The organism is Pseudomonas mediterranea CFBP 5447 (assembly GCF_000774145.1).
GTDB lineage: Bacteria > Pseudomonadota > Gammaproteobacteria > Pseudomonadales > Pseudomonadaceae > Aquipseudomonas > Aquipseudomonas mediterranea.
Genome location: NZ_KN322983.1, coordinates 510,029 through 523,581, shown reverse-complemented (window position 1 = coordinate 523,581; position 13,553 = coordinate 510,029). Strand labels below are relative to the sequence as shown.

At 59.4% G+C, this 13,553-nt stretch carries 17 protein-coding genes and 1 tRNA gene; 3 read left to right on the top strand and 15 right to left on the bottom strand.

What is annotated here, in order from left to right; all coding sequences use genetic code 11:
• Positions 1-24: 24 nt before the first annotated feature.
• The 9 genes from N005_RS07895 to thrS all read right to left on the bottom strand — a co-directional run bounded on the left by N005_RS07895 (position 25) and on the right by thrS (position 7,491).
• Positions 25-101 (bottom strand) — tRNA-Pro (locus N005_RS07895).
• A gap of 90 nt (positions 102-191) precedes the next feature.
• On the bottom strand, positions 192-548 hold the full coding sequence (locus N005_RS07890; protein WP_003179985.1) for a MerR family transcriptional regulator: 357 nt from the start codon (positions 546-548) through the stop codon (positions 192-194).
• On the bottom strand, positions 529-831 hold the full coding sequence (gene ihfA, locus N005_RS07885; RefSeq protein WP_002553164.1) for an integration host factor subunit alpha: 303 nt from the start codon (positions 829-831) through the stop codon (positions 529-531). Before ihfA ends, N005_RS07890 begins: the two co-directional genes overlap by 20 nt.
• Before the next feature lie 3 nt (positions 832-834).
• Positions 835-3,213 (bottom strand): phenylalanine--tRNA ligase subunit beta, encoded by a 2,379-nt coding sequence (pheT, locus tag N005_RS07880; protein ID WP_047700670.1) that lies wholly within the window; start codon positions 3,211-3,213, stop codon positions 835-837.
• Positions 3,214-3,249: 36 nt separating this feature from the next.
• A complete protein-coding gene (gene pheS, locus N005_RS07875; protein ID WP_047700669.1) occupies positions 3,250-4,266 on the bottom strand; it encodes a phenylalanine--tRNA ligase subunit alpha in 1,017 nt (338 codons plus the stop codon).
• 109 nt (positions 4,267-4,375) lie between these two features.
• On the bottom strand, positions 4,376-4,732 hold the full coding sequence (gene rplT, locus N005_RS07870; protein WP_024779372.1) for a 50S ribosomal protein L20: 357 nt from the start codon (positions 4,730-4,732) through the stop codon (positions 4,376-4,378).
• Positions 4,733-4,762: 30 nt separating this feature from the next.
• Positions 4,763-4,957, bottom strand: a complete 195-nt coding sequence (gene rpmI, locus N005_RS07865) for a 50S ribosomal protein L35 (protein WP_002553160.1) — start codon at positions 4,955-4,957, stop codon at positions 4,763-4,765.
• 60 nt (positions 4,958-5,017) lie between these two features.
• On the bottom strand, positions 5,018-5,569 hold the full coding sequence (infC, locus tag N005_RS07860; protein WP_169432615.1) for a translation initiation factor IF-3: 552 nt from the start codon (positions 5,567-5,569) through the stop codon (positions 5,018-5,020).
• Positions 5,569-7,491, bottom strand: coding sequence for a threonine--tRNA ligase (gene thrS / locus N005_RS07855; protein WP_047700668.1), 1,923 nt, complete (start codon positions 7,489-7,491; stop codon positions 5,569-5,571). Before thrS ends, infC begins: the two co-directional genes overlap by 1 nt.
• A 484-nt stretch (positions 7,492-7,975) precedes the next feature.
• Here thrS and N005_RS07850 point away from each other — a divergent pair, with 484 nt between their 5' ends.
• Positions 7,976-8,278 (top strand): hypothetical protein, encoded by a 303-nt coding sequence (locus N005_RS07850; protein WP_047700667.1) that lies wholly within the window; start codon positions 7,976-7,978, stop codon positions 8,276-8,278.
• 290 nt (positions 8,279-8,568) lie between these two features.
• Positions 8,569-8,781, top strand: coding sequence for a cold-shock protein (locus tag N005_RS07845; protein WP_003179963.1), 213 nt, complete (start codon positions 8,569-8,571; stop codon positions 8,779-8,781).
• A 126-nt stretch (positions 8,782-8,907) separates the two neighbouring features.
• On the opposite strand, the gene N005_RS07840 is transcribed toward N005_RS07845, so the two are convergent.
• On the bottom strand, positions 8,908-9,219 hold the full coding sequence (locus tag N005_RS07840; protein ID WP_047700666.1) for an I78 family peptidase inhibitor: 312 nt from the start codon (positions 9,217-9,219) through the stop codon (positions 8,908-8,910).
• 164 nt (positions 9,220-9,383) lie between these two features.
• Positions 9,384-9,689, bottom strand: a complete 306-nt coding sequence (locus N005_RS07835; protein ID WP_047700665.1) for a hypothetical protein — start codon at positions 9,687-9,689, stop codon at positions 9,384-9,386.
• 131 nt (positions 9,690-9,820) lie between these two features.
• Between N005_RS07835 and N005_RS07830 the strand changes: the two genes are divergently transcribed.
• Entirely contained in the window at positions 9,821-10,018 is a 198-nt protein-coding gene (locus N005_RS07830; RefSeq protein WP_047700664.1) for a hypothetical protein, read from the top strand.
• 124 nt (positions 10,019-10,142) lie between these two features.
• Here the strand turns inward: N005_RS07830 and N005_RS07825 are convergent, their stop codons facing one another.
• From N005_RS07825 to N005_RS07810, 4 genes are read right to left on the bottom strand one after another with little or no spacing between them, the layout of a single operon-like run.
• Positions 10,143-11,171 carry a nucleoside hydrolase gene (locus N005_RS07825; RefSeq protein WP_047700663.1) on the bottom strand — a complete coding sequence of 343 codons (1,029 nt, stop codon included), beginning with the start codon at positions 11,169-11,171 and terminating at the stop codon, positions 10,143-10,145.
• Positions 11,172-11,193: 22 nt separating this feature from the next.
• A complete protein-coding gene (gene rbsD / locus N005_RS07820; protein ID WP_047700662.1) occupies positions 11,194-11,598 on the bottom strand; it encodes a D-ribose pyranase in 405 nt (134 codons plus the stop codon).
• A complete protein-coding gene (gene rbsK, locus N005_RS07815; protein WP_047700661.1) occupies positions 11,595-12,509 on the bottom strand; it encodes a ribokinase in 915 nt (304 codons plus the stop codon). The genes rbsD and rbsK overlap by 4 nt, the downstream gene beginning before the upstream one ends.
• Before the next feature lie 23 nt (positions 12,510-12,532).
• Entirely contained in the window at positions 12,533-13,552 is a 1,020-nt protein-coding gene (locus N005_RS07810) for a LacI family DNA-binding transcriptional regulator (RefSeq protein WP_047700660.1), read from the bottom strand.
• Between the last annotated feature and the right edge of the window lies 1 nt (position 13,553).

Below are 13,553 nucleotides of genomic sequence, written 5' to 3'. Positions count from 1 at the left end.
GCTGGGCCTAATCAAGGAAAAATATGGTCGGGACGGAGTGATTCGAACACTCGACCCCTAGCACCCCATGCTAGTGCGCTACCGGACTGCGCTACGCCCCGACTAGGCGTGAATCTTGTTCCGCTTCTCAGCGGAACGCTCAGGAATATAACGCAAGCTTTTGAAAACTGGAAGTATTTAAAAGCAGAATTTTATTTCTTGAGCACCACCAGCACATCTTCGAGCTCGGCGATCATCTGGCGGATCATCTGTTTGTACTGGGTGGTATCGTCTTTGGCCTCGTCACCGGAAAGGCGCAGGCGCGCGCCACCGATGGTGAAGCCCTGGTCGTACAGCAGCGCGCGGATCTGCCGGATCATCAACACGTCCTGTCGTTGATAGTACCGGCGGTTTCCGCGGCGCTTGACCGGGTTGAGTTGAGGAAACTCCTGCTCCCAATAGCGCAGCACGTGTGGTTTTACCGCACACAGCTCGCTGACTTCACCAATGGTGAAGTAGCGTTTGCCCGGGATGACGGGTAGCTCGTCGTTATGACTTGGTTCCAGCATAAGCCTCAACTCGGGCCTTCAACTTCTGCCCTGGACGAAAGGTGACCACACGGCGAGCCGTGATCGGGATTTCTTCTCCCGTTTTCGGATTGCGGCCAGGCCGCTGGCGTTTGTCCCGAAGGTCGAAATTGCCGAAACCGGACAATTTGACCTGTTCGTTGTCTTCGAGAGCGTGCCTGATTTCTTCGAAAAACAGTTCGACCAGTTCTTTGGCCTCCCGTTTATTCAGGCCCAGCTCCTCATACAGACGTTCCGCCATCTCAGCTTTCGTCAGAGCCCCCATACGTCACTTCCTTAACGTGGCGTTCAACCTGTTTTCGAGCGAGGTGAGGATATTCTGCGTTGCGGTATTCACCTCATCGTCATTAAGAGTGCGCGATGGATGCTGCCAGGTCAAGCCGACTGCGAGGCTTTTTCTATGCGGATCAATGCCTTTACCCTGATACACGTCAAATAGCCTGAGGTCCGTCAGCCACTCGCCTGCATTTTCACGGATTACGTCCAGCACAGCGCTGGAGGCAACGTCGCGGTCAGCCAGCAACGCCAGGTCACGGCGCACTTCAGGAAAGCGCGATAACTCCTGGAATTTCGGCATTTTCCCCTGTGCCACTTCGGCCAGAACCAGCTCGAAGACGAACACCGGGCGATCGAGGCCCAGGGTTTTCGACAGTTCAGGGTGAATGGCGCCGACATAGCCTACTTCACGCCCGTCTCGCTCGATGCGCGCAGTCTGTCCCGGGTGCAGGGCTGGATGCTTGCCCGGCACGAAGGTGAATGCATCCAGCGCACCGGCGAAGCCGAGTACCGCTTCCACGTCAGCCTTGACGTCGAAGAAGTCGACGACGTCGCGACCCTGCGCCCAGCCTTCCGGCAGGCGGCTGCCGCAGACGACACCGGCGAGCATCGGTTCCTGCTTCAAGCCGTCCAATTGACCGACGAAGCGCAGGCCGCTTTCGAACAGGCGCACACGGTCCTGCTGACGGTTCAGGTTGTGCTGCAGCGACTTGACCAAGCCTGGCCACAGGGACGAGCGCATGGCCGCCATGTCGTTGGAGATCGGATTGGCCAGCAACAGCGGCTCGACGCCCGGGCTGAACAGTTCGAACTGGCGTGGATCGATGAAGCTGTAGGTGATCGCTTCCTGGTACCCACGGGCCACCAACAGGCGGCGCAGTTCCGGCAGGTCGCTGCGGGCTTCGGCCTTGGCTTGTGGGGCCAGGCGAGCCTGCGGGTAGCGAACCGGCAGACGGTTGTAGCCGTACAGGCGGGCCAGCTCTTCGATCAGGTCGACTTCCAGGCTGATGTCGAAACGATGACTTGGCACTTCGACGCGCCATTGCCCTGCTCCATCGGCAGTGATGTTCAGGCCCAGGGCGCTGAGCAGACGCTCGACTTCGGCGGCCTCCATGTCCATGCCCAGCATCTGGGAAATGCGCTGGGCACGCAGAGTGACCGGTGCGATCTTGGGCAAATGCTGTTCGCTGACGGTTTCGATGATCGGGCCGGCTTCGCCGCCGGTGATCTCCAGCAGCAGGCCGGTGGCGCGCTCCATGGCTTCACGGGCCAGTTGCCAGTCCACGCCACGCTCGTAGCGGTGCGAGGCATCGGTATGCAGGCCATAGGAACGAGCCTTGCCGGCGACAGCGATCTGGTCAAAGAACGCGCTTTCGAGGAATACGTCGCGAGTCGACGCGGAAACGCCGCTGTGCTCGCCGCCCATCACGCCGGCAATGGCCAGGGCGCGGGAGTGGTCGGCGATCACCAGGGTATCGCTGCGCAGGGTGACTTCCTGGCCGTCGAGCAGGACCAGCTTCTCGCCTTCCTCGGCCATGCGCACGCGGATGCCGCCATTGATTTCAGCGAGGTCAAATGCGTGCAGGGGTTGACCCAGCTCCAGCATCACGTAGTTGGTGATGTCGACGGCAGCGTCGATGCTGCGCACGTCGGCGCGGCGCAGGCGCTCGACCATCCACAACGGCGTCGGCTTCGACAGGTCGACGTTACGGATCACGCGGCCCAGGTAACGCGGGCACGCGGTCGGGGCCAGGACCTCGACCGAACGCACTTCGTCATGCACCGCAGGAACCGGCGCAACCGTCGGGCGAGTCACCGACGTGTCGTACAAGGCGCCCACTTCACGGGCCAGACCGGCCAGGGACAGGCAGTCGCCACGGTTCGGCGTCAGGTCGACTTCGATGCTGGCATCGTCCAGGCCCAGGTATTCACGAATGTCCTGGCCCACCGGCGCATCGGCCGGGAGTTCCATCAAGCCATCGTTGCCTTCGCCGATCTGCAGCTCGGCCTGGGAGCACAACATGCCGTTGGACTCAACGCCACGCAGCTTGGCTTTCTTGATCTTGAAGTCGCCCGGCAGCTCGGCGCCGATCATCGCGAACGGGATCTTCAGGCCCGGACGCACGTTTGGCGCGCCGCAGACCACCTGAAAGGTTTCCCCGCCATTGCTGACCTGGCAAACCCGCAATTTGTCAGCGTCCGGGTGTTGTTCGGTGCTCAGCACCTCGCCCACCACCACACCGCTGAATTCACCGGCGGCCGGCGTCACGCTATCGACCTCAAGACCGGCCATCGACAGGCGAGCAACCAGCTCGTCCCGGCTTACCTGCGGGCTGACCCAGCCGCGCAGCCATTGTTCACTGAATTTCATCCTGCTCTCCTAATAGATTCGTTACGGACCCGCGACCTAGCGAAATTGCGCAAGGAACCGCAAGTCGTTGTCGAAGAACAGGCGCAAGTCATTCACCCCGTAACGCAGCATGGCCAGGCGCTCGACGCCCATGCCGAAAGCAAACCCCGAGAACTCTTCCGGATCGATCCCGGACATGCGCAGCACGTTCGGGTGAACCATGCCGCAGCCCATGACTTCCAGCCAGCCAGTCTGCTTGCAGACCCGGCAGCCCTTGCCGCTGCACATCACGCATTCCATGTCGACTTCAGCCGATGGCTCGGTGAATGGGAAGTACGAAGGGCGGAAACGCACGGCCAGTTCTTTCTCGAAGAACACCCGCAGGAACTCTTCGATGGTGCCTTTGAGGTCGGCGAAATTGATGTCGCGATCGACCAGCAGGCCTTCGACCTGGTGGAACATCGGCGAGTGGGTGATATCCGAGTCGCTACGGTACACACGGCCTGGGCAGACGATGCGGATCGGCGGCTTTTTCGATTCCATGGTGCGGACCTGTACCGGCGAGGTATGGGTGCGCAGCAGCATGTTCGCATTGAAATAGAAGGTATCGTGCATCGACCGGGCCGGGTGATGGCCTGGGATGTTGAGCGCTTCGAAGTTGTGGTAGTCGTCTTCGACCTCAGGGCCCTCGGCGATGCCGTAGCCGATGCGGGTGAAGAACTGCTCGACGCGTTCCAGGGTCCGGGTCACCGGGTGCAGGCCGCCGGAGGCCTGGCCACGGCCAGGCAGGGTCACGTCGATGGACTCGGCGGCGAGCTTGGCAGCCAGGTCCGCCTCCTCGAACAACGCCTTGCGCGCATTGAGGACTTCTGTGACACGTTCCTTGGCGACGTTGATCAGCGCACCGACTTGCGGACGCTCTTCGGCCGGCAGGTTCCCCAGGGTCTTCATCACCTGAGTCAACTCGCCCTTCTTGCCAAGGTAGTGAACCCGGATTTGCTCCAGGGCATTGATATCTTCAGCGCTTTGCACAGCCTCTAGTGCTTGAGAGACCAGCGCATCCAGGTTTTCCATGTACAGACTCCAGATACGAAATAGGGGAAGAGCTTTAAGGCTCTTCCCCTATTCATGACGTTTAACACCTGGGCCCACAGAGGTGGACCCCGGTGACTGCCGGGGGTACTTAAGCCAAGGTGGCTTTAGCTTTCTCGACAATCGCAGCAAACGCCGCTTTTTCGTTCACTGCCAGATCAGCCAGAACCTTACGGTCGATCTCGATGGACGCCTTTTTCAGGCCAGCGATCAAACGGCTGTAGGACAGGCCGTTGGTACGAGCACCAGCATTGATACGAGCGATCCACAGAGCGCGGAACTGACGTTTTTTCTGACGACGGTCACGGTAGGCGTATTGGCCTGCCTTGATTACGGCTTGCTTGGCAACACGGAATACGCGGGAACGCGCACCGTAGTAGCCTTTAGCAAGTTTCATAATTTTCTTGTGACGCTTACGGGCAATGACGCCACGCTTTACACGAGCCATGAGTTACTTCCTCTATTCTTGATCCAAAAATTAACGAAGGCGCAGCATGCGCTCGACTTTTGCCACGTCAGACGGATGCAGCAAGCTGCTACCGCGCAGTTGACGCTTACGCTTGGTCGACATTTTGGTCAGGATGTGGCTCTTGAAAGCGTGCTTGTGCTTGATGCCGTTAGCAGTTTTCAGAAACCGCTTGGCAGCACCACTTTTGGTTTTCATCTTTGGCATGTTCGGATACTCCGCATTCAGTTGATAAACATAATCGCAAGGCCTGCCGTGCCCTGGTGATTACTTCTTCTTTTTCGGGGCGATGACCATGATCAGCTGGCGTCCTTCCATCTTAGGATGCTGTTCGACCGAACCGTACTCGAGCAGGTCTTGTTCAACCCGCTTGAGAAGTTCCATCCCCAGCTCCTGGTGGGCCATCTCACGGCCGCGGAATCGCAAGGATACCTTGGCCCTGTCCCCGTCACTCAGGAAACGTACCAGGTTGCGCAGTTTTACCTGGTAATCCCCTTCCTCCGTCCCTGGACGAAACTTGATTTCTTTTACCTGAATCTGCTTCTGGTTTTTCTTCGCCGCGGCAATCTGCTTCTTCTTCTCGAAGATCGACTTGCCGTAGTCCATCACCCGGCAAACGGGTGGGACTGCGTCCGCGGAAATTTCCACCAGATCAAGCTTGGCTTCTTCAGCAATACGAAGCGCTTCATCAATCGAGACGATGCCAATCTGCTCGCCGTCAGCGCCAATTAACCGAACCTCGCGTGCCGAGATATTCTCGTTGATCGGGGCCTTCGGTGCAGCTCGTTTATCTTGTCTCATTTCACGCTTAATAATAATTACTCCGAATCTGGGCGACCACGCCGGGAAACCGCTTGTGCGAGGAACTCGGCGAATTCGGCGACGGGCATCGAGCCCAGGTCAGCACCTTCACGAGTACGCACAGCGACAGTCTGCATCTCGACCTCCCGATCTCCAATAACCAAGAGATAGGGAACCTTGAGCAAGGTATGCTCGCGGATTTTAAAGCCGATCTTTTCATTTCTCAAGTCAGACTTGGCACGAAATCCGCTTTGGTTGAGAGTTTTTTCGACCTCGGCGGCAAAATCTGCCTGTTTATCAGTGATATTCATGATCACTGCCTGGGTCGGCGCCAGCCACGCTGGGAACGCACCCTCGTAATGCTCGATCAGAATCCCGACGAAACGCTCGAAGGAACCGAGGATCGCGCGGTGAAGCATGACCGGGTGCTTGCGACTGTTGTCTTCGGACACGTATTCGGCGCCCAGACGGATCGGCAGGTTGAAATCGAGCTGCAAGGTACCACATTGCCAGACGCGACCCAGACAATCTTTCAGGGAGAATTCGATCTTCGGACCGTAGAAAGCCCCTTCTCCCGGCTGCAGGTCGTACGCCAGGCCCGCGCTGTCGAGGGCAGCGGCCAGTGCGGCTTCGGCGCGATCCCACAACTCGTCGGAGCCGACGCGTTTTTCCGGACGAGTGGACAGCTTCATCTCGACTTCGGTGAAGCCGAAGTCCCGGTAGACGTCCATGGTCAGCTTGATGAACGCAGCGGATTCAGCCTGCATCTGCTCTTCGGTGCAGAAAATGTGGGCATCGTCCTGGGTAAACGCACGCACGCGCATGATGCCGTGCAGCGCACCTGACGGCTCGTTACGGTGGCACGCACCGAACTCGGCCAGGCGCATCGGCAGCTCGCGGTAGCTTTTCAGGCCCTGGTTGAACACCTGCACGTGGCATGGGCAGTTCATCGGCTTGATGGCGTAGTCGCGGTTTTCCGACTGGGTGGTGAACATGTTGTCGGCGTAGTTGGCCCAGTGCCCGGACTTCTCCCACAGGCTGCGGTCCACCACTTGCGGCGTCTTGATTTCCAGATAGCCGTTCTCACGCTGGACTTGACGCATGTACTGCTCGAGCACCTGGTACATCGTCCAGCCGTTAGGGTGCCAGAACACCATGCCCGGGGATTCTTCCTGGGTATGGAACAGGCCCAGGCGCTTGCCGATCTTGCGGTGATCGCGCTTCTCGGCTTCCTCGATGCGCTGGATGTAGGCCGCCAGCTGCTTCTTGTCGGCCCAGGCAGTGCCGTAGACGCGCTGCAACTGCTCGTTCTTCGCGTCGCCACGCCAGTAGGCGCCGGACAGCTTGGTCAGCTTGAAGGACTTCAGGAAACGGGTATTCGGCACGTGCGGACCGCGGCACATGTCGACGTATTCTTCGTGGTAGTACAGGCCCATGGCCTGCTCGTCTGGCATGTCTTCCACCAGACGCAGCTTGTAGTCCTCGCCACGGGCCTTGAAGACTTCGATGACCTCGGCGCGAGGAGTGACTTTCTTGATGACGTCGTAATCTTTCTCGATCAACTGCTGCATGCGCTGTTCGATGGCGGCCATGTCGTCCGGGGTAAAAGGACGCTCGAAGGCGATGTCGTAATAGAAGCCTTCGTCGATGACCGGCCCGATGACCATCTTCGCGCTCGGGTACAGCTGCTTGACCGCATGGCCGACCAGGTGAGCGCAGGAGTGGCGAATGATCTCCAGTCCCTCTTCATCCTTGGGGGTAATGATTTGCAGCGTGGCGTCGCTGTCGATGACATCACTGGCATCCACCAGTTTGCCGTTGACCTTGCCGGCCAGGGTGGCCTTGGCCAGGCCGGCACCAATGGATGCGGCGACCTCGGCTACGGATACCGGATGATCGAATGAACGTTGACTGCCGTCGGGAAGAGTAATAGTTGGCATGGCGCCTCCTCTCCTAGTGGTGACCCCTACCAAAGGTCACGTGGGTTGGGATGAGCCAGTACAAGATCCAGTCCAGGCCATTCAATCATGAACGCCTGCCTTACAGCGGCAGGAGCCTTGCGGCCAACCGGGAAACCGAACCAGAGTGACTGGGATTCAAATCAGGGTTATTCGAACATTTGCCGCTTCCGGGACCTGTCGTCATCCGGTGCCTGAAAATACCCGAGCCCGGCATGCTAGCACAGATGAACGGTCATCGCCGTGCTCGAATTGCAACTGTGGAGCAAAGCTTGCTCGCGATCAGGTATAACAGCCGACCACAATGTTTCAGGCCCGCCCGCCCTACCATCGCGAGCAAGCTTTGCTCCCACGGGCCTTGTTCGGCAACAAGCGTAAACCCCTGGTTTTTATGCCAGAGTGCTGAACTGAAACGCCCCGCAATACCTCTGATAACAATACATCGACCCAAAAGGAGCATCCCAGCATGCGTCTGAACACGTTATTGGCAGCAGTCGCCCCCTTCGCCCTGCTGCTCCCGCTGACCGCCCACGCCGACTGGCCAAAAGGCGAGCGTGAGAAATACATGGCCCAGTGCACTCAGGCGGCCACGCCCCAGATCGGCGCGGCGGCGGCCAAATCCCACTGTGCCTGTGGCGCCGATGCGATCAAGTCCTACCCGGCCGCCGATATCCAGGCCCTGATGGACAACAAGGCGCCCGTGGAATTGCAGCAAAAGGCGCTCGGACAGATCGCCAAATGCAAGGCCACCCCCTCGAAGAAAAAATGAGCGGACAGGCCTTTCAAGACTGCCTTGAGCCCATGAAAAACCCCGAATTTGCCTTTTTTCAGACGAATTTTGCAGGTTTTACAGCTTTTTTTATCGCCTTTACTTTTGGCTGAAACCCTTTAAAACCGGGGCTTACAGCGGGATTAGGCAGTAAAGAAAAGACGACTGTTCGGCAAACAGCACGTCCGGGGGGCTCCCAAATCGAACATTTCGACTATGATACCCGGGTGTGCCCAGTTGGCCTGAGCAGCACAGCACTACTGAAAATATATGTTTCTTGGAGATACACCATGTCTAATCGCCAAACCGGCACCGTTAAATGGTTCAACGATGAAAAAGGCTTCGGCTTCATCACTCCTCAAGGTGGCGGTGACGACCTGTTCGTACACTTCAAAGCTATCGAAAGCGACGGTTTCAAAAGCCTGAAAGAAGGCCAGACCGTTTCCTTCGTGGCTGAGAAAGGCCAAAAGGGTATGCAAGCTGCACAAGTTCGCCCAGAGTAATTTCTCGGTGCGCTAAAAAACCCCGTCCATGTGACGGGGTTTTTTATGGGCGGCTGTTGGGACGCAAGGCGTCCCTGGCTGCATTCCCACGGGGAGCATGGGAATGATCCTCCTGCTCCAGGGCAGTCAGCCGCAGTTCACCCGATTGACCACCAGGTTAGCGTCGGTATTGAGATTCAGGCGATCGGATCGGTACTCAAGCGTCACCATGTCGTTGGGCTTGAGGATCCGGGCAATCTGCGCGCCGGAACGGGTGCGGGCCTGTTCCAGCAATTGCGGCGAGGCCTGTTTGCCGATGGCAAACTCGGCGCCCTTCGCTTCGCAGCGATCGTAATGAGTCTCGGCGGCAACCGGATCAGGGGACGATTCAGCGCTGCTGCAACCGTGCAGGAATCCGGCGGCCAGCAAAATACCCAATGACGCGAGCTTCCAAGGCATGAAGCCTCCTTTCGTTGATCAATAAACAGAGAGCGTGCGACAACCCAAACGAAGCTTGGTTTCAGTAGAAGGCCGGCGCCCCGCTCTTCCACTTGGAAAACCGGCAGTTTGCCTGAGCCCGCACCGCTGGTCAGACATGAATCGTGACTGAATATGTTCAGCGCTCAATAAACATCAATGTAGTCGAAGGGCGGATTCGGCCAATTGTCTTTCAGCGCGTTATAGATCTGCATCACCCAGACCTCATCACTGGCAGCGACTCGCCCGACATAACCCGAGCCCTTTGCCCACGTCTCAAGTCGAAACAGCAGGCCATTGATGTCGGTTCCCCCCACCACGCCCGAAGACAGGTAGGCAATACCACCCTTGGTCACGCGCAATTGGGTGTGTTCGTCATCGCTGGCCGATGCCAGCAACTGGCGGACGGCGTCGAGGGTCAGCCCGTCAGGCGCGTTCAAATCGATCTGCACGGCAGGGTTCCTTGAACAATCCAAAAAACAAGTGTCGCACAGCCCTCCCCCAATGCCTAAGTCGCAGTGCCAAACCCAGGGCAAAAGTGGTTAACTCAATCTACAGACCTCCCACCCCGCGAGCCCTTGCCATGAGCATCATCAGCATCGAAGCCACCATCAAGGCCAAATGGTCGGAGGGCCACAGCTCCTACAGCCCTGGCAGCCCCGAGGAACTGGCAATCATCGGTATAGAGCTGTTGGTGAAGGAACTGGGGACGGAAGTGGCCCGGAATTTCATCCAGCAGGCATTCGAGCGCTACCCAAGCGTCGTCGAGGCCACGGATTGAGGCGACACACAGCACCTGTGGGAGCCGAGCTTGCTCGCGATGGCGGCGGACCAGCCAACCTATTGTCGACTGACGATCCTATCGCGAGCGGGCTCGCTCCCACAGGTCTTGTGCTTGAGGCAGGTTACTTGAGACGTGCCAGACGCTCGGTCAACAGGTCGAAGAAGCCCTGGGCATCGCCGTTTTCCACCCAGAATGCATTCTTCGGCGCCTTCAGGCCGTCATACCAATCCACGATGGTCTGGCCGAAAGTCGGCCCCTCGCGGCTGTCCACCACGACGTTGACCGAGCGACCGGTGAACAGCTGCGGCTTGAGCAGGTAGGCAATCACCGTCGCGTCATGCACCGGCCCACCCGACATGCCGTAGTGTTCCATATCGCCCTTGACGTACTCGTTGAGGATATCGCCCACCAGCTTGCTGGCATTGTTGTTCACGGCCGCGATCTGCTTGAGGCGAGCGTCACTGGTGAGGATCTTGTGAGTCACGTCCAGCGGCAGGTAGGTCAGCTTCACACCGCTCTTGGCGACCACTTCCGCCGCCTGTGGGTCGGCGAACAGATTGAATTCAGCCACCGGCGTAATGTTGCCGCCATTGAAGTGCGCACCGCCCATGATCACCACTTCCTTGATGCCCTGGACGATGTCCGGCTCCTGGATCAGCGCCAGGGCCAGGTTGGTCTGCGGACCGAGCATGGCAATGGTGATGCTGTGGGGCTTGGCGGCCTTGAGGGTGTCGATCAGGTAGTTGACGGCGTTACCCTTGGCCAAGCCTTTTTTCGGCTCATGGACGGTGACACCCGACAGGCCTTCCTTGCCATGGATGTTTTCCGCGTAGATCGGCGTGCGCATCATCGGCTTCGGCGCACCGGCGTATACCGGCACCTCTTCGCGCCCTGCCCACTCCCGGGCCAGGCGAGCGTTGCGGGAGGTTTTGTCCAGGCGCACGTTGCCGGCAACGGTGGTCAGCGCGCGGATCTGCAGTTCTTCAGGGGATGCCAGGGCGAACAACAAGGCAACCACATCGTCGGCCCCGGGATCGGTGTCGATGATCAGATCGATTTTTTCCGCCGCCTGGGCGCTCGTAGCGGTGATCAGTGACAACAGCAGCAGACTCCGGAACAGTTGATGCATTTTCTGAGCATAGCGGTGCATGGTGCACTCCTTGTGCGGGGTTTTAGAAGGTTACTCCAGCAATCAGTACAACGTTGCAGTACGGAGAGCATTCTCCTGTGCGAACAATCGCTCGAGCTTGTCGGCTGAGGACCTTGAATTGCTCATGACTGACCAGCTCACGCGTCCCCATTGCACCTTCGGCCTGCAACGACTCGAGCGTCGACAGGGCCGCTGGCTGTTTATCGAATATTTCAGTGGCCAGCACATGGCTTTCCACCTGCATTTCACTGAGCACCACTTTCAGGGTACTGACGAAATCCGGGATGCCATGGGTCAGAGCCAGGTCGATCAACTCGACCCCGGGAGGGACCGGTAGCCCGGCGTCACCGATGACCACCTTATCGCCATGGCCGAGGGAGGCGATCAGTCGTGAGAGGGCCACATTCAGCAAGGGTGTCTTTTTCATGATTTGAAAGCCTGTACTTCCAGCAATGTGGGGATGGAGGGCTGGGCCCCGACGCGGGTGACCGACAGCGCCGCGGCGACCTGACCGAAGCGAATCGCGTCGACTTCGCTTTTTCCATTGGCGAGGGCCGCCGCGAAACCACCGACAAAGGTATCCCCCGCCGCTGTGGTGTCCACAGCCTTGACCCGCGGCGCCGGGAAGTGTTCGAAGCTCGAGCCGTTGGCGAACATCAGCCCCTGGGCGCCCAGCGTCACGACCACCTTGCCGGCACCCGCGGCGATCAACTGCGCCGCGGCCGCTTCGGCGGTTTCCAGGGAATCCACCGCCAGCCCGCTCAGCATGGCGGCTTCGCTTTCGTTGGGAATCAGATAGTCGACACACGCGTACCAGTCGGTCGGCAGCGCACGGGAAGCCGGCGCCGGGTTGAGGATGACGATCTTGCCCAACTCGCGGCCGCGCTTGAGCGCATGGCCGACCGTGGCATCCGGTACTTCAAGCTGGCAGATGATGACATCGGCGCCTTGCAGCACCTTGTCGAAGCCGTCCAGTACCTCAGGCGTGAGCGCACCATTGGCACCGGCGACGATGACAATCGCATTCTGGCTGTTGTCATCGACCACGATCAGCGCCACACCGCTGGCCCCCTCCACGACACTGACGGCCTGGCAATCGATGCCTTCGGCCAGCAGCGCGCCTCGCAACTCCTGGCCATAGGCATCGCTGCCCACACAACCGACCATGGAGACCTGAGCCCCCAGGCGCGCGGCGGCTACCGCCTGGTTGGCACCCTTGCCCCCCGCAATGGTGGAGAACGACTCGCCGATCAGCGTTTCACCGCCCCGGGGCAGACGCGGCGCGCGGGTCACCAGGTCCATGTTCAGGCTGCCTATTACCACTACTTTTGCAGACATACGTCACTACTCATCCATTCGGTTCAGCGGTACTGGGCGAATGCGCCTGACAGCGGCGCGGTCGACTCCCGCAAGACAATGCTGGGCGTCACGATCCGTTGATCGGTGACCAGCCCGGGCGTGGCGATCCGCCGCAACAGCACTTCCGCCGCCATCTCGCCAAGTTGCAGGATCGATTGCCCCACCGTGGTCAGCGCCGGGTAGACATAACGGCTCATCTGAATATCGTCGAAACCGATGACCGACAGTTCGCTGGGCACCCGCACATTGCGCTCGGCGGCGGCTCGCAGCACACCGATGCCGATCATGTCGTTGGCCGCAAAAATCGCACTGGGTGGCTGCTGTTCAAGCAATTCGGCTGCGGCGCGATAGCCGCCGGTGCTGGTGAAATCGCTTTCGAGCATACGCTCGACAGGCAGTTCAATCCCCGCCTCCTTCAGCGCACGGCAGTAACCGGCCAGGCGCATCTGCGCCACACTGGTGTCCGCCGGCCCACCGATAAAAGCGATATCGCGGTGCCCCAACTCCAGCAGGTGTCGGGTTGCCAGGTACGCACCGTATTCGTGATCGATGCGCACCAGGTCCGCATCGACGCCGTCCAGCCCGCGGTCGACGATGACCATGGGCGTGCGCACACCTTTCAAGCCTTGCGCCAGGCCGACGTCGCCACCGGCGGAAGCGACGATCAGGCCGTCAATACGTTTTTCCAGCAGCACCCGCAGGTAACTGCGCTGCTTGTCCGGGTTGTCGTCGGAATTGCACAGGATCACGCAATAACCGTTGCGCTCGCAGTAATCCTCAATGCCCCGGGCCAACTCGGCAAAGTAGGGGTTGAGGCTGTTGGGCACCAGCAGGCCGATGGTCGCCGTGGTCTTGGCCTTGAGCGAACGAGCCACTGCGCTGGGTACATAGTCGAGACGCTGGATCGCCGCCTCGACCTTGAGTCGTACCTCTTCGCTGACCGGCCGGGTCTTGTTCACGACATGGGACACCGTCGTGTAGGAAATCCCCGCGAGCGCCGCTACATCCTTGATCGTCGCCATG